Source organism: Pedobacter steynii, assembly GCF_001721645.1.
Lineage (GTDB): Bacteria > Bacteroidota > Bacteroidia > Sphingobacteriales > Sphingobacteriaceae > Pedobacter > Pedobacter steynii_A.
The window spans coordinates 1,488,322-1,513,097 of record NZ_CP017141.1 but is presented as its reverse complement, the minus strand read 5'-3'; the positions used below and the strand labels follow the sequence as shown (position 1 = coordinate 1,513,097).

Genomic DNA, 24,776 nt, shown 5'->3' with positions numbered 1-24,776 from the left:
TCCCAGAGCAATCCACCATATCAGTAACAATAGATGTGCTCATCATGCTTCATAAACATAAAAAAACAAACGATTACCAATGAAAAAGAACCTTCACATTCTGGCCATAGGTCTTGTTGCACAACTGGCTGTTTACAGTCCAGGCTACGCTCAGAAGAAACCTGTTGCCTCAAAAACCACAACCGCTGTTAAAAAAACAGATGGCACGCTCATTCCGAATGACCCTAATGTAAAAATCGGTAAACTGCCTAACGGGCTTACTTATTACATCAGAAAGAATACCGAACCAAAAAAAAGAGCTGAATTGTATCTGGCTACCCGCATCGGTTCCCTAATGGAAGAAGACGATCAGCAGGGACTGGCCCACTTTACAGAACATATGGCCTTTAACGGATCTAAAGATTTCCCTAAAAATGAAATGATCAATTACCTGCAAAGAGCAGGGGTGCGTTTTGGTGCAGACCTGAATGCCTATACCGGATTCAACCAAACCGTTTATCAGCTGCCTATCCCGACAGATAGTGTTGCGGTATTCAAATCCGGATTTAAAATTCTCGCCAACTGGGCAGGAAAGGTACTCATGGAGGGCGAAGAAATTGATAAAGAACGTGGTGTAATCATCGAAGAAGACCGCCAGCGCGGAAAGAATGCCCAGGAAAGGATGAGCAAGCAATTGTTACCATTATTGCTGAAAGGATCCCGCTATGAAAACCGTTTGCCGATTGGAAAAATAGACCTGCTGCAAACCTTTAAGCATGATAGAATCAGAAGTTTCTACAAAGATTGGTACCGCCCGAATCTGCAGGCAGTAATTGCAGTCGGCGACTTTGATGTGAATGAAGTGGAGCAATTGATCAAACAGAATTTCTCTGATTTGACAAACCCTGCCAACCCAAGACCCCGTTTAGCTTATGACCTTCCTGATAACAAGGAACCATTAGTTAAAATCATCACGGATCCGGAGCAACCTTATAATGTCGCACAAGTGATGTACAAGCAACGTGGAGGAGTAACTAAAACCACTGCTGATTTTAAGAAAAGTCTGATATTTTCGATGATCAACAGTATGCTTAGTGCCCGTTTCCAAGAGATCCTTCAAAAAGGAAATGCACCATTCCTTTTCGCTCAGACCAGTTTTGGCCCCTATCAGGGAGGCCTGGTTTCTAACATCAATGCTTTTCAAACCACTGTAGTTTCCAGCACCGGCGCTACCATGGAAAAGGCCCTGATTGCAGGACTTGCTGAAAATGAACGGATGAGCAAATACGGATTCGTACAATCAGAACTGGATGTGGTGAAGAAAAATATTGCTGCGGGAAATGAACAACGCCTGAAAGAAAAAGATAAAACCCCATCTGCCAGCTTCGTACAGAAATACCTGAACAACTTCCTGGAAGGAAGCAGCATTGCTTCTACGGAATATGCCTATGAACTGACCAATAAAACCCTGGCACAGATTACCCTTGCGGAAGTAAATGCACAGGCAAAAACACTGATCACCAAAGAGAACCAGATCATCATTATCCAGGCTCCTGAAAAAGACAAAGCAAGCCTTCCAACACAAGCACAATTACTGGCTGCTTTAAAAAATGCTGGTAACGGCGTAACGGCATATGTAGACAATTCTGTAAACAAGCCGCTCTTAGAGAAAAAACCTGTAGCAGGCAAAATCATCAGCGAGAAGAAAGTTGATGTTGTAGGCGCTACAGAATTGACGCTGAGCAATGGAATAAAAGTACTGTTAAAACCTACAGACTTCAAAAACGATCAGATTATCTTCAGCTCTTTCTCTAAAGGAGGAACTTCCTTAGCGAGTAACGAGGATCATGAATCTGCAGATATGGTAAGCCTGATCAGTCAGAGTGGTGTCGGAGACTTTAATCCTTCACAACTCAACAAACTACTGGCAGGAAACACAGGTAGTGCCAGCTCTTATGTAGGTGAGCTTTATCAGGGTTTTAGCGGTAGCGCTGCACCAAAGGATCTGGAAACAGCTTTTCAGCTGGTTTATGCTTATGCTACAAATCCAAGAAAAGATGTAGACATCTTTAATAAAAACATCAGTGATTACAAAGTCGTTCTGGCAAACAAAAACGCCAACCCTTCCAGTGTATTTGCAGATACGGTACAGGCAGTTCTGGCTTCTTATCATAAACGTGGAATGCCGACTACCCTATCAGATCTGGATAAGATCTCCCTGGACAAAGCCTTCGCTTTCTATAAAGAACGCTTTGCTGATCTTGGTGAACAGACTTTTGTCTTTGTAGGTAATTTTGACCTGAATCAGATCAAGCCATTCATTGAAACTTATATCGCCAGTCTACCTACCGCCAATAAAAAGCAAAACTATGTGGATAACGGAGTTTATCCCCCAGTAGGAAAGATCAGCAAAACCGTATATAAAGGACTTGAAGATAAAGCCGCAGTAGAATTGTACCTGCATGGCGATTATGAATATACTCCCGAAAACAACATCCAGCTGGATGCACTTAAATCAGCATTGGAGATCAAAATCCTGGAGCGTCTCCGTGAGAAAGAAAGTGGTGTTTATAGCCCGGAAGTGGGCCTAAGCATCAATAAGGAGCCAAAAGCACATTATTATTACACCATATCATTCAGCTGTGCAACAGCAAACGTAGAAAAACTGATTGCTGCAGCATTGGATGAAGTGAATAAAATCAAAGGTAGCGGGGCCACAGCAGACGACATCAATAAGTTTAAGTCAGAAGAGCAACGTCAGATGGAACTCAGCCTCAGAAATAACAATTACTGGTTGAATTATCTGACCAGCCGCCTGAAAAACGGAGAAGATCTGGGCTTGTTTGCTAAAGAAAAACAAATGATCGAAAAAGTAACTGTAGAAAGCACAAAAGCAACTGCAGAAAAATACCTGAACGAAGACAATTACATTCGTTTTGTATTGTTACCTCAGAAATAAAAAAGGTCTTAGCGTAAAAACGGCCCGGTGATGATCACCGGGCCGTTCTTTTTAAAAGATAATAATGTATTTATTCTTCCTGGCTTGCCAATTCTTTAGTTTGGATACCTACAGGCCCGCTAGGCTCACTTTCGTTCTTTAAACGATCCAGTGCCGTAACCAGATAGTTGTATCTCTTTCCCTTTTCTGTTGCTGTATCTATAAAAGAAGTAAAATCTTCAAAGCTGATTTTTAAGATATTCTTCGCATCCAGTACTTCGATTTTCTCTCCCTCATTAAAACGGTAAATTACATATCCTGATGCGGTCTCTCCATCACTGGCTTTAAATGGCTTCTCCCATTTCAGGTGAACCCCATCATTCTTTGCCTCCGCAGTCAGTTGTTGGGGCTGATTTGGCACCACATCATCCAACCAGGGCATTTGTGGCGGAAGAGCCGGATATTTATACAGGTCGTTTCTCAGGGAATCTCCTACCCCACGGGCTATCGTAGAGAAGGACTTGGAGCTGAAGAAAACACTACCCTGTACCCGGTTATTATCACGGATATACCTGATCTGAGAAGGAATCTGTTGCGGCAAACGCCAGGCAGCCTCCATCTTTTGATTAACCAGGTAAGCCGCCTGCCCAATGTACAGGTGTCTTCCAAAAGTATTGTTCCCCCACCAGTCTACCAAGGTGCCAAAAGGGGCAACCCTACGGGTAAAACTGAAGTAAATCTGAGGGTTGATGTAGTCCACCCAGCCCTCTTTCACCCATTTTCTGGAATCTGCAAAAAGCTCATGGTAATTGGAAAGACCTCTGGTTGCAGAACCCTGACTATCCTCATTGTCATTTTTCCAGATCCCAAAAGGACTGATCCCAAACTTCACGTATTTCTTATAGTGATGAATGCTATCACCAAGCTGCTCAATCAACAGGTCCACATTGTTCCGGCGCCAGTCGTTGATATCGGTAAAACCATTCGAATATTTATTGAATGTTGCTTCATCATTAATCCGCTGCCCGGCAATCTTATAGGGATAGAAATAATCATCAAAATGAATTCCATCGATATCATATCCTTTTACCACATCCAGAATCACCTGAATAATGTAGTCCCTTACTTCCGGAATCCCCGGATCAAACTGTTTTTTACCCCCATAAGTAAAGAACAATTCGGGGCGTTTTCTCGTCATATGTTCAGGACTGACCACAGCATTCGGACTCATCGTTGCACGGTAAGGGTTAAACCAGGCATGCAATTCCATCCCTCTCTGATGTGCTTCCTTAATAGCAAAAGCTAAAGGATCATACCCCGGTCCCGGAGACAGCCCCTGCCTGCCCATCAGCCACTGACTCCAGGGCTCTCTGGATTTAGCATAAAAAGCATCTGCTGCAGGCCTTACCTGTAACATAATCGCGTTCATGCCGTTGGCCTTGTGCATTTCCAGAATACCAATTAACTCCTGCTTTTGCTGATCAGGACTCAGTCCCGGTTTGGACGGCCAGTCGATATTTGCTACAGTCGCTACCCAGACACCACGAAACTCTCTTTTTGGAGCAATTTTTGATGTGCTCTGAGCGCAAAGGATAGTAGGTGTGATTAGGAATAGGGATAATAGCGCATAGATAGTGGTTTTAAGCATCTTATGTAGTTTGTACTTTATTTAAATAAGTTTCATTTGTGGCGCTCAGTATACACTAATATCCGAGACCCTAGCAAGTAAACGATTTTTTTTAAAGTCTCATACAAATAGGGCTTTTTTTTTGCTATTTCCTACATTTTTATATTATGTTCGCGTTTTAAACACATTTAGAGAAGAATTTAAGAAATGTCAGACCAAAATGAGATGGTGAATAAAGGAGACCGCAACAAGATTTATTTCCTGATTGTAGTCATTCTTGCTCTCCTGGGTACAAATGCTTATCTGTATTTTAAAGACAGACATCAAAGTCAGCGTTTTGTTACGGTGAATACGGAAAAGGACAGGTTAAAACTTGAAGTAGAAAAAATTGAAGCAGAACTTGATAAAGTAAATGCTTTAAACGTGACTTTAACAGATAAACTTCAACAGGAACAAAAACTGGCCAGAGAGAAAATTGCAGAACTGAAGCAGGCGCTTCAAAATGGCAAACTCACACATGGAGATTTGGCTAATGCACAAAAAGAAGTTAAAGAGCTCCGGGAATTTGTCAAGAATTACAACGATGAAATCATCCGTCTGGAGAAGGAAAACACTTCTCTGAGAACCGAAAGAGACAGCTTAAAGGAGTTTGCCTATACGGCCACTCAAAAGGCCCGTGATCTGGAAAAGAAAAATACAGAGCTGAGTGAAAAAGTTAAGACCGGTGCTGCTCTGAAAGCAGGAAATGTTGCAGTAATTGCCTATAAAGTCAAAAATAGCGGAAAAAATGTAGAAGTAACCCGCGCCAGCACGGCCAAAAAGCTAAGCGTTACGTTTAACATTGTTTCCAATCAGCTGGCCCTAAAAGATTACCACAAAATTTATTTACGCGTTTTCGATCCTGCAGGCAACCTGATCGCTGATGGAGACAATTTATTTGATGCGGATGGAGAACAGATGCAATACAGCTCCTCTACTTCCATTTCTTATAATGACGACAATACTTCATACACCATGGATTGGATCAATCCCAATTCTTTTATTAAAGGCGTATATTCTGTCATCTTGTACTCAGATGGCTATACCATGGGAAAAGCTACCATCGCGCTAAGATAGCGGGAAACTCAGATAGAAGGTAGTTCCCAGTTCTGCAAAAGATTTAAACGATACTGTTCCACCGGCGTTTTCTACAGCCTGTTTTACAAAGGCCAGTCCCAGCCCTGTTCCCGACGACTTAGTCGTAAAATTAGGAACAAATATTTTATCCTGCTGCTCAGCATCAATTCCTTTACCATTATCCTCTACTTCCACGAACACATTTTCCGAATCGTTCATCAGGTTGATTTTAACCACACACCTGGATTCCGGATCGGCCGCTTCAATCGCATTTTTAAGCAGGTTATTAAAGGTACGCAACAGCTGATCTTTATCCCCAAGAACATTTACATCCTGAGTAGTATGGTTAAAAATATAGATTTCTACATTTTGTGTATTGGTAAAAACATCTCTGGCCTGCTGAATAATGGGTAATAAAACCAGTTTTTCCAGTTTGGTATCCGGCATTTTGGCAAAATTGGAGAATTCTGAAGCAATAGAGGCCAGACTATCGATCTGCTCAATAAATGATTTATTAAAGCGCTCAAATTTTTTCTCAAAATTAGGGTCCTGTTCCCGCCAGGACTTCTCCAGCAGCTGTACGCCTAATTTTAACGGTGTCAGCGGATTTTTGATTTCATGAGCAACCTGTTTCGCCATCTCCCGCCAGGCAATCTCCCTTTCTGAACGCGCAAGCTTACTTGCACTTTCTTCCAGTGCAGCAATCATTTTGTTATATTCCTTAATCAAAGAGCCGATCTCATCATGCCTTGACCACTGAATAGGTTGATTTTTCTGTCCAAGCTTGGTCTTTCTGATGCTATCCTGTATAAAAGTAAGCGGACTTGTGATCTGATTGGCCAGGAATACCGCAAGAATTCCAATTGCCACAAATACCAGGGCATAAATGTTAATCAGGGTATTGATATACAACCCTATTTTACGCTGATAATCCGCCTCATTGGCATAATAAGGCAAGCCGATATAGGCAACCGTCTCATTCATTGCATTGCGGATCGGCGCATAAGCAGAGGAATATTTAAAATCCCCGATACGCTCATTAGGATCGATATACTCTGATCGTTGCATCTGGTTGAGATAAATATAAGCCTCAGCCCCCATTTTACGCCCTATAATCCCAAAATCATATATTCTTGGCAAAGAAGTATACAAAAGGTTTCCACTCACGTCAAAGAGGTTTAAATAAGCCGCATTGACATCCGCGAACTGGTTGAAATCGTGAATAGACTCATCAGTAGCTTTCGGGATACCGGCATTAAAAATACTTTTCTCATAAGAAAGCTGTACTTTTCTTATTTTTTCCTGAATAAAATCTTCCTGTTGCCTCCGGTATTCATCTCTGATATAGAAATAAGTTGTCCAACCCACAATCACCAAAGTGGCCACCACGGAAAGTACAATCGAGAACTGAATTCGGGTCTTATATAAAATCTTGTTCGCATTGATCATTAGCGAACGGTTGATGTTAAACCAGCCTCCCCAACTCTCATCAATGTTTCTCAATACCCAGATCAGGGCATATAAAGTAATTGAGAAGATAATAAATACCAGAAAAAAGAAGGATAAGGTGGCCAGACGAACTACATAAGAGACTTTTTCCTTGCTCACCACGATTTTCTTTGATGCAATAGGCATATACACCAGGTGGGTATATCCAAGACTGTCTGTGATGATCTGAGGCCTTCCTGGCTCAGCTTTGAATTCGGAACCGGATAGCCTGTAAGTATATGTTCCGGATTGATTGGCCAGCTTGCCATAATTGTAAAAAGCAAAGGAATAGCTACTGTAGTCGTCTTCACTCTTGTTCTTCCGGTCTATCAGGATATCCGGAAGCTGGCTATTGTAGTTGTATTGCTGGGATTTAAGCTCAATGACCAATGTTCCCAATATATGGTTATCCTGAAAAATAGGAATAATTCCAAAATAGTTCTGATAACCAAAAGTATCGTTCAGGCGGTAAAAAAAATTAGATTCCGATGCTTTTACCGACCCCGACTGTACGAGCTGCTTGTAATAGCTTAGAGGTACTCCCTGGCCGTTAATTGAAGAGTCCAGGCTATTGTATTCGTAAAGGTTGAACTCAAACTTGGAAAGGTAGCCTCCCAGAAATTGCTTACTGATGTGCCGTTGTAAAATATCAGACCGTCTCAATGCAGGCTGTTTGAAATAATCAGCCACAAAACTATCTGTATAAATCCCTACCTCCAGGCCTTCAATAGAGCTGATAATCTTCGGATCATCCGTAGATTCCAGCTTCTGGGCAATGGTATACCGCTTGATCTTCTCCTTGGAATCAATAAATTTCAGGTATTTTATGGAAGACATAAAGGCCAGGCAGAAAAATATCCCGGTAAATACGCCGATAGAAAACCGGCTGTTTCTCAGGTAAACGTTCCAGCCGATAATAAAGATAAAAAGAGCATATACGACAAAAAATATGCTGAAATTCGTCGCGAGCCGGTATAATAAATAACTGGTAAAAGCAGCAAGAAAAAGAATCAGACGCTCCTTATTGGTAACATTCAATGGTCGGGTCTGTTCTAAAAAGATAATGATAACCAGATAAATATTAAACCAGACGAGGCATAAAATTACAATACTGATCCAGCTGATCCACCCCAGATTGATGATGTTCGTAATGTCAAAGTTGATCTTGGAATTAATGATCAGTCCTAAAAAGACCTGATCGCTGGCAAAAGCCATCAAACCGAAGATGATCAGTAATATCAGATAAAGCAAGATTCCTGCTATTTTACTTCTGACTAACCAGGAAGGCAGCACGTACTGCTCCCTGTGCTTATAAACAAAATAAACCAGCCAGGTCAATGCAATTACGTTGAGTAGGAAATCTCCCAAAGAAGGCAGGAGAAAGCTCTCCCCATAAATTGTAGGGCTGAATATCAACAGGTTAAACTGATGGTTGAACCAACCATATTCCAGATCTGTTACCCTTATTGCGACAAAGAACAGCCCTAATAGGAGTGTTGCAGGAATCAGGTTTCCTCTTTTTGCCAGCCATACACAGAAAGAGTTAAAGAATAAGCAAAAACTGAAGATACCAATCACCCAGAGCCAAACCTCTATCGCGGCATAAATACTTTTGCTATATCCCTGCTTCAGTTTTACCTCAAATAATAAGGTGCCATCATGTTGATTAATGCCGTACACCTCAGTATCCGTAAAGGAAGCAAGGGCTAAGGAATTGGAAGGCAACAGATAAGGGGAAATGTCATTGCTCAGAAACTGGTTCTGAATTCCATATTGGTTCTTCACCTCGATCAGGAATACCAGTGAATAACTCCCTTTTGTTTTCCGGATTACCTCATACCAGCCATTGGGGAGTTGTAAGAAAGAGGAACCTTCTCTGATTCCATCCAGACCAGATGGGAATGCGGAAAAAGAACTCCAGAACTTCAGTTCGGAGTTTTCATAAGTTAACAGGTTGATCCCGATATTACGGTAAAAATTGATAAAATCAAGCCCGTATTTCTCGTTCAGGTGAAACTGTTTGGCTTTTTCAACCTGCTGTGGATCAGAAAGGAACTCATAAACAATGCTTTCCTTCTGATTTAAGTTTTCCTGAAGCTCAGCGGCTTCGTGGGTAAGCAAATCTTTTTTGCTGATCGTGTTTTTTAAAGATAGGGCCGTACCAATACAGCAGGCCCCTAGTATCAATAATAAAAATCTGATTTTACCCGCGATGCTCACGTTAGACTTAAGCTGTAGTAGTTGCGGAAGTAGTTGCTGAACTGGTCGGAGTCGCCCTGTTCACTTTTTTAACCAGGCCTTGTAACACATTGCCCGGACCTACTTCAACAAATTCAGCAGCACCGTCAGCAATCATGCGTTCGATCGTTTGAGTCCATTTTACCGCGCCGGTTAACTGAGTAATCAGGTTGGCTTTTATTTTAGCAGGGTCTGTATTCGGAACCGGATCTACATTCTGATAAATCGGGCATACCGGAGAAAGAACCGTTACATTTTCAATTGCTTCCTGAAGCTCTACCCTTGCCGGCTCCATTAACGGAGAATGGAAGGCACCACCTACATTCAGCTTTAAAGCACGTTTTGCTCCGGCCTCTGTTAATTTCTGACAAGCAATGTCAACTCCTTCAATACTTCCGGAGATCACGATCTGCCCCGGGCAGTTATAATTTGCAGCCACCACAACTTCCTCAATCTCGCCACAAATCCTTTCCACTACATCATCTGCCAGGCCTAAAATAGCCGCCATAGTAGAGGGTTGTAATTCGCAGGCTTTCTGCATCGCATTAGCTCTGGTGATCACCAACCTTAAACCATCTTCAAAAGATAAAGCCGATGCAGCTACCAATGCAGAGAACTCTCCTAAAGAGTGACCTGCAACCATATCCGGTTTAAAGTGGTCACCTAATGTTTTAGCCAGGATTACAGAATGAAGGAAAATAGCCGGTTGAGTTACCTTTGTTTCTTTTAACTCCTCATCCGTTCCGGAGAACATGATGTCGCTGATACGGAAACCAATAATCTCATTTGCTTTCTCAAACAGTTCTTTGGCGATTTCATTTTCGTACAATTCTTTACCCATGCCCGAAAACTGAGCGCCTTGTCCTGGAAATATATATGCTTTCATTTTATACTTAATGTAATTGGTTAGTGTAAGTTGGCAGTGATTAACCTCAAAAACTCTGCCCTAGTTTTATCTTTCGCAAATTCTCCCGTAAAAGCAGAGGTGGTAGTCACCGAATTTTGCTTTTGAATTCCTCTCATGGCCATGCATAAGTGCTTACACTCAATTACAACGGCTACTCCTGCAGGATTTAAAGTTTCCTGAATACAATCCCTGATTTCATTTGTTAAACGCTCCTGTACCTGCAAACGACGGGCAAAAGCGTCTACAATTCTCGGGATCTTACTCAATCCAACAATATGACCGTTTGGAATATAGGCCACATGGGCTTTACCAAAAAATGGCAGCATATGGTGTTCGCACATCGAGAATACCTCAATATCCTTTACCACTACCATCTGGCTGTAATCTTCTTTAAACATTGCTCCCTTGAGGATCGCCGCCGGGTCCAGGTCGTACCCGTGGGTAAGGTACTGTAATGCCTTAGCCACACGCTCAGGTGTTTTGATCAGCCCCTCACGGGAAGGATCTTCTCCAAGCTGAGTTAAAATATCTGAATAATGATGGGCTACGGAAGCAATTTTACCTTCATTATAACGGTCTATTTTGATGTAGCCGTTTTCTGTTTCATTTTCATCTAAATGATCTGTATGATTATTCATGTCTAAAGGTTATTAACCGAAGTACTCCACAAAGTTGTTTTCAGTCTCGTAAATTTTTATGCAATGAAGCTGAGCACCCGATTCTTCGATAAAGGGCAGCAATTCATCCCATATTGCAATCGCTAAATTCTCTGTTGAAGCCAGTTTACCTTTCATGAAGTCGACATCAAGATTTAGATTTCTATGGTCAATTTTATCCACCACGTAAGTATTGGTCACATCTTTCAACCATTTCAGGTCAACAAGAAAGCCTGTTTCAGGATTGATTTCCCCTTTCACAGTCACATACAACTGATAGTTGTGTCCATGCCAATTTGGATTGGCACATTTCCCGTAAACTTCTGTGTTTTTATCTTCAGACCAATCCGGTCTGGACAATTTATGCGCAGCGTTAAATGATGCTTTTCTGGTTATGTATATCATTCTCTGTTATATTGTTGACAAATATACGCAGAAAGCTTAAAGTAGAAAGGTTTAATCTCTAACTTAGCCTTTATGAAGATTCTTTTAGTAGCCGCGACAAAGGCAGAAATAGCTATTTTAATAGAACATTTTCATCTGGCGGAGGACGAATTCATGCAGACAGAAGCGTTCGATATCCTGATCACAGGAGTAGGTATGACTGCAACAGCTTTTGCGATGGGCAAATACCTGTCGGCTTCCTATCAGCTTGTCCTGAACCTGGGGATTGCAGGTAGTTTTGACCCTGGTATTCCGTTGGGATCTGTTCTGAATATTGTTACCGACGACTTCTCTGAACTTGGGGCAGAGGATAAAGGAACCTTTCTCCCGATTGAAAATCTGGGTTTTGGAAAGAGTAGCTTTCAGGCACTTAACAACCTCCTCCATCCTTCCCTATCCGGATTACCTAAAGTAAAGGGAATCACGGTAAACACCGCCCACGGGACTCAGCAAAGCATTCAGGAGATCAGAAACCGCTTAAATCCGGTTACAGAAAGCATGGAAGGTGCTGCCGTACTTTATTGTTGCGAAAAAGAAGGAATTGCATGTCTGCAAATCCGCAGCATCTCCAACTATGTGGAACCCCGAAATAAAGAAAGCTGGAAAATTGGCCTGGCCATTAAAAACTTAAATGAATGGGCGATCGGATTTTTGACAAATAGCTAACCAAGTCATTTTGGATAGTTGCTACCTTTGAACCTGATAAAAATACAGAAAAATGACCCTTAGCCTTGGATTTTCTCCCTGCCCGAATGATACTTTCATCTTTGACGCCCTTATTCATCATAAAATTGATACAGAAGGACTGGATTTCAAAGTTTCATTTGACGATGTGGAAACCCTTAATCAAAAAGCGATAAAAGGGGAACTGGACATCACTAAGCTAAGTTTTCATGCGTTTGCTTACGTATACGAGCAATATGCATTGTTAGATGCCGGCAGCGCACTGGGATTTGGTGTGGGGCCCTTGTTAATTTCTAAAAACGAATACCTGGCCAACCATCCCGACAACCTGAATAAAGACCTAAGGGTTGGAATTCCAGGCAAATACACCACAGCGAACTTTCTTTTGGGCATTGCTTTTCCCCATTTAGTCCAAAAGCAGGAAATGGTTTTCTCAGAGATAGAACAGGCCGTTCTCGATAACAGGATTGACCTCGGACTGATTATCCATGAGAACCGTTTTACTTACATGGAAAAAGGGCTGCACAAAGTGATGGACCTGGGCAATTACTGGGAGAAACTTACTGGCTGCGCCATTCCCCTGGGTGGAATTGTGATCAACAGAAACCTGGACCAGGAAACGAAAGAGAAAGTAAACCGGATCTTACGCAAATCTGTAGAATATGCTTTTGCCAATCCCAAATCAGGAATTGAGTTTATCAAACAGCATTCTCAGGAAATGAGTGAGGAGGTCATGTACAAACACATTGAACTCTATGTCAACAAATATTCCATTGACCTGGGAGTAGAAGGCAGAAAAGCAATAGACGTTTTATTCTCAATGGCCCAGGAAAAAGGATTGATACAACCCATTAAAAAAGACCTCTACCTCATACCTTAAAGGATTAGTTGCAAGGCCCGTCCGGAATTTCTTTACTAATTTTCAACAGCTTAGTGACCACCAAAGTAGAATCAAAATCTGCTGAAACAATAAGGCTGTCAGATTTGATCATATGGCATTCTACCTCTATATAAACCGGCTCATAAGGCTTCTCAAAATTGAAATTGCTATAGGCAAGCTCCAGTGTTTTAGCACTGTCTGCTACCCAATACTCATTCCCCTCTTCGCAATCTGTAAAAGATTTCATCTCAGGACCATAGGTATATAGCCCCTTAATTACCCTTGTTGTCCGCTTTTCAACAGAAACAGGTTTGGTATTACAGGCTACGATAACAACAGCCAGTAAAATCAACAGGGGTAATGGTTTTATAGATATATTCATGATGTTAGAGATCTTGATTTAAATGGTCTATTTTCTTTACACTTAGATTAGATGACAAAGCTGATGCCATAAAAGAAAATACCGTTACTGTTAAAAATACTAATAAAAAATCCGTCCATTTCAATCCGATTGGATAGCCATTGGTAAGGATGGGATTGTCTTGTGCCATTTTGACAAAGCCGAATTTCTGTTGAAGCAGACAGAAGATCAGCCCGACTGTAAGTCCCAACACACAGCCAGTCATCGTGATCATCATTCCTTCCAGCAGGAAGATTCTCTTGATCAGTCTTCTACCTGCGCCCAGGCTACTTAAAACGGCAATATCTTTCAATTTATCAATCACCAACATGGTCAATGATCCAATGATATTAAAGATAGCAATAATTAAAACAAAAGTCAGGATGATATAAACTGCCCATTTTTCAGAACCCAGAATGTTGTGAAGAGCGGTATTTTGTTCAATCCGGTCCTTGACCAGAAAACCTGCCCCGATTTCTTTCTCTACCCTCAACTTAAACTGGTCTGCATCAACATCTTTATTTAAGAGGATTTCTATCGAAGAAACCTTCTGTGGCTCATCCAGCAGCTTCCGGGCAAATGCCAAAGGAACAATCGCGACATTGTCAAAATCCTGTTGCACTTCAAAAACACCTGATACGGGAATAGAAAGTACGGTAAAATCGTCACCCGGATTTAAAGAGCTCTTCGTTCTGCCTTTTTTTGGCGAATAAATCTGCAAAGGCAGGAAAGGGTCTGTGGTGTTCACCATCAGGAAATTCTGAATGGCCGAGCCAATCACCGCAAAATGGCTGTCAGGACTGTCCAATACGAAATGACCGTCGATGATGGTACTGTCCAGGCTTTTGTTTTTCAGATAATCGGGACTTACTCCCTTTATTAAGCCTACAGACTGCTTATCATTATACCGGAGCAATGCATTTTCAGAAAGGACCTCCACGTAAGAATAGATGCCCTCAGTCTTTTTCAGCTGATTAAAGTATGCCGTATTCGGTTCAAAAGTTTTCCCTTTTGCTGGTGTAATCACCAGTTGCGGCGTCATGGTATTGAACATTTTCAATACCAGGTCTTCCAGGCCGTTAAAAGCAGATAAAATGATGATCAATGCAGCGCTTCCCACAAACACCCCTACCACAGAAATTGCGGAGATGATGTTAATCGCATTGGTAGATTTCTTTGCAAAAAGATACCTGCGGGCTATGTAAAAGGCTGTATTCAAATCTATTTAAGTAATTAGGACTGTAAAAAAGGATTGTGCTGTTTCTCAAAGCCAATAGTGGTAGACTGACCATGTCCCGGATAAACGCTGCAATCATCAGGCAATATAAACAAGTTATTCCTTATGCTCCTGATCAATTGTGAATGATTTCCTCCCGGAAGGTCTGTACGGCCGATACTGGTATAAAAAAGTACATCTCCACCGATCAGGAAATTATCTGCCGCAGCATAGAAACATAAATGTGCAGGGGAATGTCCCGGGGCAAAGATAATTTCCAGCTGACTGTGTCCAAATTTAATCGTTCCGCTTTCCCCTAAAAACACTTCCGGTTCCGGAGACAGTTCATAATGGAAGCCCATCTGAGGTGCATATCCAGGAACAGCATGTAAGATCGGCAACTCTCCCGGATGAAACTGAGGCCTCAGACTCCAGTTGTCAAAAACGAATTTATTTCCCAATACATGGTCAATATGGCAATGCGTATTCAGGAGCAACACAGGTTTCAGCTTATTTTCTTTAATGAAACGAACCAGCCTGTTCTGTTCCTCAGCATCATACATTCCCGGATCTATAATCACACACTCCAGCGTTTCATCGAACAAAACATAAGTGTTTTCCCGGTATGGATTAAAAGCAAACTGCTGAATACTAATCATATCATCTAAATATTAAAGGGTATTAATTTTTCCATTTGAAGGTATTGATCATTTGGTCAATATCTTTTTTTATAAAGGCCACTACCGGCTGAATGGAGTCATATTGAGGTCGTTCGTTAAAGTATAGTGCTCCTCGGAAGTAATGTTTTGCACTGTCGGTTAAAAAAAACTGAACAGAGGAGGCAGTATTTCCTTCTATGGCATAATAGATCCCATATATTTTTCTCTCCGGATAATTAATCAGCTTCTGATCTATTGCATTGGCTTTCACCGTATGTTTAAAAGCAAACGTCCGGGCATCTTCCACCAATCCTTCATATTCTTTTTTCGAAGAAACATCGTAATAGGTCAGGTGCAGACGGGCATTAAACTGAGGAAAGGAAAGGTTGTTCCAGCAAGGCTGGGTTTCTTTACTGCTATCGGCAACCAGAGTTGCATATACCGGATATTCAAAAGAAAAGGCACAGCCTCCATCATACTTTTTATAGGCTTTCTTTGGAAAATCAATATGAAAATACCCCCTTGGCTTTGGTGCATAGTCATTGTTATGACAAGCAGAAAAAGCCAGTAACAGGACAAAAAGGCAAACTGGAAAATATTTTTTCATATCAGGAGTTCCAAATATCCCAGGAGCGCTCTGCCTGAAGGTATAACATTTCTAATCCATTTTTAACAGCTGCACCACCTGCCTGGGCTTTAGCCAGAAACTGCGTCAGCTCCGGATTGTACACCAGATCATAAGCCAGATGCTTTTCCGTGATAAATTCGTAAGGAATTTCAGGAAAAGTATCTGCATTCGGCGACATGCCCAATGGGGTAGTATTGATCAGTACAGTATGCTCTTTGAGCAACTCTTCATTCAATTCCTCATACAGAATGCTGTTATCGGAAGGCTTCCTGGTTACAATCAAAAACGAAATCTCCAGTTTATCCAATACATATTTGATGGCTTTGGCTGCTCCTCCATCTCCAAATATGATGGCTTTAGTATGGTGTTCCTTTAGAAAAGGTTTTAAAGACGCTTCAAATCCGTAAGCATCCGTATTGTACCCTTTGTAAATGACTTTTCCATTTTCTCTCCGGATATCAATACAGTTGACTGCCCCTATTTTCGCTGCAGCATCATCAAGTTCTTTTACATAAGCCAGAATATCCACCTTATAGGGAATCGTCACATTAATTCCGCAAATCTCTTCATCTGAGGAAATCAGCCCTGGAAAAAGACCCACATTTTCTATGGGGTACAGCTCATATTCACAATTGTCAATATGTTCCTGCACGAATTTTTCCGTAAAGTGCTTCTTAGAAAAGGAATGCGATAAAGGATAACCAATTAAGCCGTATTTCTTCATTTGTATAAATGTACGATTACAATTTATCCAAATCTAAAAAATGATCAAACGTATCACCTCTTAAACCCAAACGAATGGTTTCCAAAGGAATGGTTTCCGAAGGAGCAATATTTCCAAGGTTTACATTTGCACCCAGAAGTTTAATAAACCATACCTGTTGTTCCTTTTGCGGAGCCTCCCAGATAATGGTTTCTTCAGGAATTTGTGTCAGGATCTCATCTACTAATCCTTCTCTTACTTCTCCTGAGCCTCTGTAAATACCTACATTTCCACCTTCCCGGGCTTCGGCAATCACCTTCCATGAACCGGCTTCGATTTCCGCATTCATCAGTTTAATCCATTTATATGGTGCAAAAATCTTAGCTGCATCTTTGGAACCAACTTCTGAAATTACGGTAACCTGTTTAGATAATTTCTGGATAAATTCGCATTTAAGGTCATGCTCAATCGTAATAGAACCATCGGAAACCTCTGCATATTCCATCTTGAACTGATCCAGTACCCTGCAATAATCATCAAACTGATTACGGATGGCAAACGCTTCGAATAATGTCCCTCCAAAATAGGTAGGAATTCCTGCATCTCGGTAAATCGCCAGCTTTTCTTTTAGATTAGGGGTAACAAATGAGGTTGCCCAGCCTAATTTAACGATATCAGTATGTACTCCAGCAACTTCTATAAAATCTTCAGTTTGCCTTAAGCTTAGTCCTTTATCCATGACCATTGTAATGCCTTTATTTCTTGGCTTTACCGATCTTACGGGTATATTATTTAATGGGTAGTTCATATTGCTCACAAAGGTGGAAAAAAAAACGGACAGTTTTTATCAGCTCTTTCTAATAAAAAATGGTAGGATTATTTAACATAACGGTTAATTACTTCGATTATTGAGCCGTTGTCCTGCAATTGTGGCAAATATTCAAATAAAATGTAATGCTTATCGGGATCGGTTACCAAAGCGGTTTCCAGATACAGTAACGCATCGTTCTTTTCTCCCAAAGCGAACAGATAAGCGACCATACGATAGTACAGTTCTGCAGCATCCGGATTGTTCTTAATCCCATCCAAAATGGTCTCTGAAGCCTCCAGTAACCGCCCTTGTTCGTACAATACAGTAGAAAAATCCAGCCACGCTTCTACGTCTACCGGATTAAATTCCAGCACCTTGTAATAAGCCTCTATAGATTGTTCGATCTGTCCGAGTTTATAATAAGCATCTGCCATTGCGAACCAGAAGTCCGGATTCTCTCCATCCAGCTCTAATGCTTTACGGTAAAAATGAAGGGATTCAAAATAACGTTCCTCAAAATTAAGGGTCACCCCAATTCCAAACCAGGCATCTGCCATCTTGTGGTCCATTTTTACAGATTTTTTGTAATAAGACCGGGCTTCGTCCATGTGCTCCAGCTTTTCATAACACTCCCCTATCGCACAATAGGTGTCCGCATTAGGTGGTTCGTATTCAAAAGTCTGTTTATAAACTTCTATTGCTTCTGCATAACGGTCCAGCTGAACCAATGCATTTCCTTTATTGTAATAAGCCGAAGCAAAATTATCCTTAATCAGAATGGCATAATCATAGGCATCAATCGCTTTTTCAAAAAGATCGAGCTTATGGTAAGAATTAGCCAGGTTATACCAGGCAGCATAAGAATAAGGGTCGTTGTCTATATATTCCTGATAGAACTGAATGCTCTCTTCCTGCTTGTCTAAGATATCATAACAAAACGCCAGCTCATATAAGCCGTCTTTGTTTTCCATATTCTGTTCCAGGCTCTGCTTGATGTAAACAATGGCTTGTTCATAATCCAGCATATTCTGATATACATAGGCAATTTGTAACAGAATTTCATCCGTTGTTTCTGCAAAGCCCAATGCAATCTGAAAATTATCAAGGGCTTCTGAATAGCGTTCGAGACTATTGTAAATGTTTCCGCGTAAAATATAGATCTCTGCTTCTGAAGCTTCCAGCATTTCGGCCTTCTGCAAAGCAAGGAATGCCCTTTCTACCTGATCTGTCACAAAAAACAGCTGTGCTTGTTTTACCAGAAAGACAGCTGCATAAGGGTGTTGGTTCACAGCGTACTCAATGACCTGAAGTGCCTTTACAGGATCGCTCTTTTCAATGTAATAATCAATAATATTTTCAAAGGCCTGGGCATCAAAAAAGTACTGATCCTCGTTACGTATCATTTCTTCGTAACGTTCTACCGAACGTTGCGCATCATCACTAAAATCAAATAAAAACTCCTCTTCCATGTCGCGAATAATTAAAGAACAGATCCCATATTTTTAAAACACATTATAAGTTTACAACATTTATGAATAGCATAAACGAAATAATTTTCAACATACACACACCCGAGCTCCTAAATGACTGATAGTATTAATTTTAGCAAAAGAGTCGGGGAGGAATTGGCTGACTTATTTTTTTGCAATAGAGATAATGATCTGAATTATCCTGCAAAATAACATAACTTTAATTTAAAACTGGTAAAATTCAAGTCATGAAAAAATATAGCTGCCTCATTTTACTCCTGCTGATGACCTTCTCAAAGGCTTTTACACAGGAAAACAATCCCGAAGAAGCACTGATCCGACAAAGCATCAATCATCTTTTTGAAGGCATGAAAAAGGGGGATAGCAGCCTGACACACTCCGCATTCTCTGATCAATGTATCATGCAGACCATTGTTACCCCTAAAAACGAAGCCCCAAAAGTAAAGACCTCAAGCCTTAGTGATTTCCTTAAATTTATTGGAAGCCCTCATAAAGAGCAGTTTGATGAGCGAATTGTATTTACTAAAATCCTGATTGACGGCAACCTTGCCAGCGTATGGACGGAGTACAAATTTTATGTTGATGAGCGGCTGAGCCATTGCGGAGTAAATTCATTTCAGCTTTTTAAAGGGAAAGATGGCTGGAAAGTGATTTACCTTATCGATACCCGAAGAAAAGAAAATTGCGGAGCTTAAGGTGACATTCCTTCCATTATTTTTTTGTTGATTTGTAATATTACATTGAGCTCTCGATAGCTTTATTATCATTAAAAAACCAAATATTAATGAAAACAAACATCAGTTCCGTTTTAAAAAACTTAGGGATTCAGGAATTAAATCCTGCGTACAGCACAGGTAATCACTGGGCTGCTTCATCAAATGCAAAAACTATAGACAGCTATTCTCCGGTTGACGGAAAAAAAATCGCAAGTGTACAGGTCGCTACTGCAGATGACTATGAGACCGTAATGAAAAAAGCGGAAGAAGCATTTGTTTTCTGGCGCGGCTTACCGGCACCTAAACGTGGAGAGATTGTACGTCAGTTTGGAGATGCTTTAAGAGAAAGCAAAGAAGATCTGGGTACTTTAGTATCTTATGAAATGGGGAAAAGCTTGCAGGAAGGTTTTGGGGAAGTACAGGAAATGATTGACATCTGTGATTTTGCAGTAGGTCTTTCCCGTCAGCTTTACGGTCTCACCATGCACTCTGAAAGACCAAACCATCGTATGTATGAGCAATGGCATCCAATGGGCATTGTGGGTATTATTTCTGCCTTCAATTTCCCTGTCGCAGTATGGAGCTGGAACACTGCTCTGGCCTGGGTATGCGGAAACGTATGTGTTTGGAAACCCTCTTCAAAAACCCCTTTATGCGCAGTTGCCTGTCAACATATCATTGCAAAAGTATTAAAGGCAAATGATATGCCTGAAGGAATCAGCAGCTTACTGATCGGAAATGCGGTTGGCGATATGATGAATAACGATAAACGCATTCCTTTGGTTTCCTTTACCGGATCTACCAGAATTGGCCGTATGGTATCTACAGCAGTTGCCGGCAGATTTGGAAGAAGCATTCTGGAATTAGGCGGAAACAATGCCATTATCATTTCTAAAGATGCAGATATAGAAATGTCGATTATCGGAGCCGTATTTGGAGCAGTAGGAACAGCCGGACAACGTTGTACCTCTACCCGTCGTCTGATCATCCATGAAGACATTTACGAAGATTTTAAAAACAGACTGGTAAAAGCGTACGGTCAGCTTAGAATCGGAGATCCGCTGGATCAGCATAACCATGTAGGACCACTAATTGACGTTTACGCAGCAGATATGTATACTGATGCGATTGAAAAAGGCAAAAAAGAAGGTGCCCGTTTTGTCGTGGAAGGTGGCATACTTAGCGGCGATCAATATAGCTCAGGCTGTTATGTGAAACCATGTGTTGCTGAAGTAGAAAACCATTATGAGATTGTACAGGAAGAAACTTTCGCACCAATCTTATACCTGATCAAATATAAAACCCTGGAAGAAGCCATCGCCTTGCAAAATGGCGTTCCTCAGGGACTGTCATCAGCAATCATGACGCTGAACCTGAGAGAGGCTGAACAATTCTTATCAGCAGCAGGATCTGATTGCGGGATCGCAAATGTCAATATCGGAACTTCCGGAGCAGAAATTGGTGGTGCTTTTGGTGGCGAGAAAGAAACCGGCGGTGGTCGAGAAAGTGGTTCTGACGCCTGGAAAGCTTATATGCGCAGACAGACGAATACCATCAATTATGCGAATACCCTTCCTTTAGCACAAGGAATTAAGTTTGATTTGTAAACATCAAAACATAGTTAAAAACAAAACGTCCCGGATTTATCGGGACGTTTTGTTTTTAAGAAACTTATGGTGTGCCTGCCCTACACGGATCACCCGCTCACAGGACTTTTTTATCAAATGGGATTTAAAATTTCATCTATACTAATTTAAACAAAATACAGCTTTATCTGTGTACAATTTTTATTAACAAATTCACAATTTATTGTTATCGACGGCCAGATCCATACTTAGCCTGTCAGGCTTCAACAATCACAACCCGTTTTTTTGACACAGCACAGCCCGCCCCGGATTGAAACCGGATCATCAAGGATTTTAAATACCGAAATCGTTCTACTAAAATTTAGGCTAAATAACCAGAAAAGTTCAGCACTTCTGATTAGCCGGGTTTCCCCGGAAGATGCTCCAGTTTGTTCTTTAGTACTTCATACTCCTTTTCCAGGTTCCGGAAAGCTTTGCTATCTACCCGTTGCCCCCAATTATCCTTCAATTGCTGTAAATAATCGGTTTCTACCACATCAAAACGCTGTTTAATCAGCTGATACTTCTTATTTTGCGCGCGCTCCTCCGGGCTCTCGAGCTCTCCATTCAGGTTGCCGACGTAAGCACTGTTGGATATGGCCTTACCATCCGCTGCCCGGAAGCAGATATAAGCTTCGATCGGTTCTTCAAGGTAATCCTCCCGCAAGCCAATAAAATAGGATCCCGCATCTCTGCGACCTGCATTGATACAGGAAGTGGCCCTTTTTTGTAAAGGATGACAAAGCAAAATCATTACGATATCATCATCGCTACCTGTAGTATCCCAGCTCAGCAACACGCCTTTTTCTTTCTTTTCTATTTTCAGATCAGCAGCACCAGGCAGGCTGCCATTGCTCAGGATCACCTTACTATAATCAACCGAAATATTGGGATATTCCCCTTTTAAAGCCTGCTTTTTGATATAAGAGGTGGCCAGATTGTGGGCATTTCTGACTGTTCCTTTTGCTTCCAGTTCAAAACTGACACTGGTAAAATCAGTGATGCTGCTTACCAGTCCCATCGTCACCGACATTGCCTGACGGTTGGCCAGTTGATTTCTGCTGGGTTTACCCGGATCGCCAATGGTACGAACAACAGGTTGCCCGTTGAGCATGTAAAAAACCAGGTTTCGTAATTTTCCGTTTAAGGCCCCCAAAGGGCCATTTGATGCTTTTGCCATATTGAATAGATTAAATATTTAACAATAAAAGTTAACAGCTTTATTAATAACAACATCAATATAGCTAATAAGTTTTGTTAAAACTAATAAATACCCTATAACAAGTGGCCAGTTGCCTGCGATTTACATTAAATTTTCATCTGACAACAATATAGGTTAACAGGACTATCAGGCCCTCCTGGGCCCTCCCAACCTGCCTTCAAAAAAGCAGCAATATAGCCGCAAGTGGAGCCTTGTTAATAGCCTTACTCTAAATCATGACACCGCTTAAACAATAAGAAAATCAAATCTGCCCTAATGCTCAGCCGATTCTGCTAACTTTACTGATATCAATAAAATACAGACATGATCAGGAAATATGGATTTTTTGGGTTATTTATGACCTTCTCTCTCTTCTGCAATGCTCAACTTCATTTACAGGCAGGAAAATGGAAGGGAACTTTACAGCGACAAGACGGACATCATATTCCCTTTGAGCTGGAAATCGAAAAACAGGGTAAAAAACACATTTTTTACATTATAAACGATACGGAAAGAATGAGAACAGAAGACGTCATTACATCAAAAGATTCACTTTTGATTAAAATGCCTGTCTTTGAATCTTACTTCCGGGTGAAAGTCATCAACAAAGACAGTCTAAATGGAGTATGGGTTAAAGGAGGCTCCGCTAAGGACCTCGTGATGCCATTTTACGCCATCAGCGGGCGAAGCCGTTTTCCTCAAAAGGCTTCAGAAGAACCGCAACAGGTTGCAGGAAAATGGAAAATAGAATTCACCAGAGCTGATCAGACAAAAAGACCAGCTATCGGGGAATTCAGCCAGGAGGGACAAAACATCAGGGGTTCGGTATTGACCCCTGCCGGAGATTACCGTTATCTTGCCGGAATTATGGCTGCAGATTCAATGTTTCTTTCCACATTTGATGGCGTCCATGCCCTTTTCTTCGCTGCAAAAATTACTTCAGGAGAACTTAAAGGCAATTATTACAGCAGTGCATCTATACCGGAGCCCTGGGTAGCAGTAAAAGATGAAAATGCCAGCCTGGATCCTCCGGTTACTACTTTGAAAGAAGGCGCCGATGGTTTTATAGATTTCAGCTTTAAAGACCTGGAAGGCAATAAGGTCTCTTTAAAAGACAAAAGGTTCAGGGATAAAGTCGTTGTTTTACAACTAATGGGATCATGGTGCCCGAACTGTATGGATGAAATGGCATTTCTGAGTGAGTACTACCGCAAAAACAAAAACAGGGGAATCGAAGTGATCGCCCTGGCTTATGAGCTGAGTACAGATGAAGCCCGGTCCAGAAAAAGCCTGAAGAAGTTCCAAAACCAGTTTAAGGTGGAATACCCGATGTTGATTACCGGAGTCACAGTTGGTGACCCGCAACGTACCGAAAAGACATTACCTCAGCTGACTCAGATTAAAGTGTTCCCTACTACCGTTTTCTTAGATAAGAAAGGGCGGGTTAGCAAAATCAACACTTCATTCTATGGTCCCGGAACAGGGAAATACCATACTGCATATAAAGAAGAATTCGAAAAGACGATTACCAAACTTTTAGAATAGCATAAAACAAAAAAAGCGACGGGTTAAATCACCCGCCGCTTTTTACTGTACTGCAAATCTTCTTTCCTATTTCACCAAAGCCGTTTTCGTGTTTGCAGCAATTCCTGCTTCCGGAGAGATCATTTCTGTTTTCAACGCAGCAAACTTCTCTGTATCCAATATTGAGTTTCTGTTTTTAACAATAATATGTTCATTTGCTGTACCCGCTAATTTCAGATCTGAATGGTCCTTAGTTACCGTATACAAGCTATTGATTTTTCCTTTTACACTTGCCGTAGCCTCATCCTCCAAAAACACTTGCAATACGTCCAGTTTAAAGTTTCCTGCGGTGGTTACTCTGGCGCCTTTAGAAGCGTCGATTCTTTGCAGGTCGCTTAGAGAAACAGTTACATACACCGTTTCTGAACCTGTATTATTGATATACAGGGTATATCCTTTTTGTTTAAATGAGGTTTTACTCTGATCAAATTCATGGTTTACAGCGACATCCTGTTTTGATCTCTGAACAAGCGTAAGCTTCACATTTCCACTGACCACAATTTTGTTAAATGGTGATGCAGGTGCTAAAATTCCCATTGGGGTTTTATCTGCTGCAATAGCGAAGCTGCTCAATGCAGAGCTAGATAAAACAAGAGCTGTTAATGTTAAGGCGAGTAATGATTTGAAGGAGGTTTTCATAATATTTTGTTTTTAAAAAGATTTCTTAAGGTTTTGTAGATAAGACGCCTCTGTTTCAGAAACGTTTCACTGATTTTCAGCGTTTTAGACCATGATGTTTGAATACCCGACCAACCGGTGTTTTTTTTCGACGAACGGGCAGAAAAA

Annotated in this window: 21 protein-coding genes; 7 read left to right on the top strand and 14 right to left on the bottom strand. The window is 41.2% G+C overall.

Translation table 11 applies throughout. From position 1 onward, the window contains the following. Nucleotides 1-79: 79 nt before the first annotated feature. On the top strand, nt 80-2,938 hold the full coding sequence (locus BFS30_RS06150; RefSeq protein WP_069378476.1) for a M16 family metallopeptidase: 2,859 nt from the start codon (nt 80-82) through the stop codon (nt 2,936-2,938). A 70-nt stretch (nt 2,939-3,008) separates the two neighbouring features. Here the strand turns inward: BFS30_RS06150 and BFS30_RS06145 are convergent, their stop codons facing one another. After that, entirely contained in the window at nt 3,009-4,565 is a 1,557-nt protein-coding gene (locus BFS30_RS06145; protein WP_069378475.1) for a glycoside hydrolase family 10 protein, read from the bottom strand. 186 nt (nt 4,566-4,751) lie between these two features. On the opposite strand from BFS30_RS06145, the gene BFS30_RS06140 reads away from it, so the two are divergent. Then, on the top strand, nt 4,752-5,660 hold the full coding sequence (locus tag BFS30_RS06140; protein WP_069378474.1) for a hypothetical protein: 909 nt from the start codon (nt 4,752-4,754) through the stop codon (nt 5,658-5,660). On the opposite strand, the gene BFS30_RS06135 is transcribed toward BFS30_RS06140, so the two are convergent. Genes BFS30_RS06135 through BFS30_RS06120 form a run of 4 tightly spaced genes read right to left on the bottom strand, consistent with a single transcriptional unit; the run spans nt 5,652 to nt 11,354 of the window. Then, nucleotides 5,652-9,335, bottom strand: a complete 3,684-nt coding sequence (locus BFS30_RS06135; RefSeq protein WP_069378473.1) for a sensor histidine kinase — start codon at nt 9,333-9,335, stop codon at nt 5,652-5,654. The two genes, BFS30_RS06140 and BFS30_RS06135, sit on opposite strands and share 9 nt — an antisense overlap. 40 nt (nt 9,336-9,375) lie before the next feature. Beyond that, nucleotides 9,376-10,272: an ACP S-malonyltransferase gene (gene fabD / locus BFS30_RS06130; RefSeq protein WP_069378472.1), complete on the bottom strand. Its 897-nt coding sequence runs from the start codon at nt 10,270-10,272 to the stop codon at nt 9,376-9,378. A gap of 20 nt (nt 10,273-10,292) precedes the next feature. Next, nucleotides 10,293-10,931, bottom strand: a complete 639-nt coding sequence (gene folE, locus BFS30_RS06125) for a GTP cyclohydrolase I FolE (RefSeq protein WP_069378471.1) — start codon at nt 10,929-10,931, stop codon at nt 10,293-10,295. A gap of 12 nt (nt 10,932-10,943) precedes the next feature. Beyond that, on the bottom strand, nt 10,944-11,354 hold the full coding sequence (locus BFS30_RS06120; RefSeq protein WP_069378470.1) for a 6-pyruvoyl trahydropterin synthase family protein: 411 nt from the start codon (nt 11,352-11,354) through the stop codon (nt 10,944-10,946). Nucleotides 11,355-11,426: 72 nt separating this feature from the next. Here BFS30_RS06120 and mqnB point away from each other — a divergent pair, with 72 nt between their 5' ends. Together mqnB and BFS30_RS06110 are read left to right on the top strand one after the other, a co-directional pair. Beyond that, nucleotides 11,427-12,059 (top strand): futalosine hydrolase, encoded by a 633-nt coding sequence (gene mqnB / locus BFS30_RS06115; RefSeq protein ID WP_069378469.1) that lies wholly within the window; start codon nt 11,427-11,429, stop codon nt 12,057-12,059. Between the two features lie 52 nt (nt 12,060-12,111). Then, on the top strand, nt 12,112-12,957 hold the full coding sequence (locus tag BFS30_RS06110; RefSeq protein WP_069378468.1) for a menaquinone biosynthesis family protein: 846 nt from the start codon (nt 12,112-12,114) through the stop codon (nt 12,955-12,957). A gap of 4 nt (nt 12,958-12,961) precedes the next feature. Here BFS30_RS06110 and BFS30_RS06105 read toward each other — a convergent pair whose 3' ends face one another. The 7 genes from BFS30_RS06105 to BFS30_RS06075 form a co-directional block, all read right to left on the bottom strand. Continuing rightward, a complete protein-coding gene (locus BFS30_RS06105; protein WP_069378467.1) occupies nt 12,962-13,339 on the bottom strand; it encodes a hypothetical protein in 378 nt (125 codons plus the stop codon). 4 nt (nt 13,340-13,343) lie between these two features. Next, nucleotides 13,344-14,576 carry an ABC transporter permease gene (locus BFS30_RS06100; protein WP_069378466.1) on the bottom strand — a complete coding sequence of 411 codons (1,233 nt, stop codon included), beginning with the start codon at nt 14,574-14,576 and terminating at the stop codon, nt 13,344-13,346. A 14-nt stretch (nt 14,577-14,590) separates the two neighbouring features. Next, the gene (locus tag BFS30_RS06095; protein WP_069378465.1) at nt 14,591-15,232 is read right to left on the bottom strand and encodes an MBL fold metallo-hydrolase; all 642 of its coding nucleotides are present in this window, start codon (nt 15,230-15,232) and stop codon (nt 14,591-14,593) included. Nucleotides 15,233-15,254: 22 nt separating this feature from the next. Continuing rightward, on the bottom strand, nt 15,255-15,839 hold the full coding sequence (gene gldD, locus BFS30_RS06090; RefSeq protein ID WP_069378464.1) for a gliding motility lipoprotein GldD: 585 nt from the start codon (nt 15,837-15,839) through the stop codon (nt 15,255-15,257). A gap of 1 nt (nt 15,840) precedes the next feature. Continuing rightward, complete coding sequence (locus tag BFS30_RS06085) at nt 15,841-16,584, bottom strand: shikimate dehydrogenase family protein (RefSeq protein WP_069378463.1); 744 nt, start codon at nt 16,582-16,584, stop codon at nt 15,841-15,843. 16 nt (nt 16,585-16,600) lie between these two features. Beyond that, complete coding sequence (locus BFS30_RS06080) at nt 16,601-17,371, bottom strand: phosphosulfolactate synthase (protein ID WP_069378462.1); 771 nt, start codon at nt 17,369-17,371, stop codon at nt 16,601-16,603. Between the two features lie 68 nt (nt 17,372-17,439). After that, on the bottom strand, nt 17,440-18,843 hold the full coding sequence (locus BFS30_RS06075) for a tetratricopeptide repeat protein (RefSeq protein WP_069378461.1): 1,404 nt from the start codon (nt 18,841-18,843) through the stop codon (nt 17,440-17,442). A gap of 248 nt (nt 18,844-19,091) precedes the next feature. Here BFS30_RS06075 and BFS30_RS06070 point away from each other — a divergent pair, with 248 nt between their 5' ends. Beyond that, nucleotides 19,092-19,559 carry a nuclear transport factor 2 family protein gene (locus tag BFS30_RS06070; protein ID WP_069378460.1) on the top strand — a complete coding sequence of 156 codons (468 nt, stop codon included), beginning with the start codon at nt 19,092-19,094 and terminating at the stop codon, nt 19,557-19,559. A gap of 89 nt (nt 19,560-19,648) precedes the next feature. Beyond that, nucleotides 19,649-21,187: an aldehyde dehydrogenase family protein gene (locus BFS30_RS06065; RefSeq protein ID WP_069378459.1), complete on the top strand. Its 1,539-nt coding sequence runs from the start codon at nt 19,649-19,651 to the stop codon at nt 21,185-21,187. 376 nt (nt 21,188-21,563) lie between these two features. Here BFS30_RS06065 and BFS30_RS06060 read toward each other — a convergent pair whose 3' ends face one another. Then, the gene (locus BFS30_RS06060) at nt 21,564-22,385 is read right to left on the bottom strand and encodes a DUF6266 family protein (RefSeq protein ID WP_069378458.1); all 822 of its coding nucleotides are present in this window, start codon (nt 22,383-22,385) and stop codon (nt 21,564-21,566) included. Nucleotides 22,386-22,730: 345 nt separating this feature from the next. On the opposite strand from BFS30_RS06060, the gene BFS30_RS06055 reads away from it, so the two are divergent. Then, a complete protein-coding gene (locus BFS30_RS06055; RefSeq protein ID WP_069378457.1) occupies nt 22,731-23,951 on the top strand; it encodes a peroxiredoxin family protein in 1,221 nt (406 codons plus the stop codon). 66 nt (nt 23,952-24,017) lie between these two features. Here BFS30_RS06055 and BFS30_RS06050 read toward each other — a convergent pair whose 3' ends face one another. Next, entirely contained in the window at nt 24,018-24,629 is a 612-nt protein-coding gene (locus tag BFS30_RS06050; protein ID WP_069378456.1) for a GIN domain-containing protein, read from the bottom strand. Nucleotides 24,630-24,776: the final 147 nt, after the last annotated feature.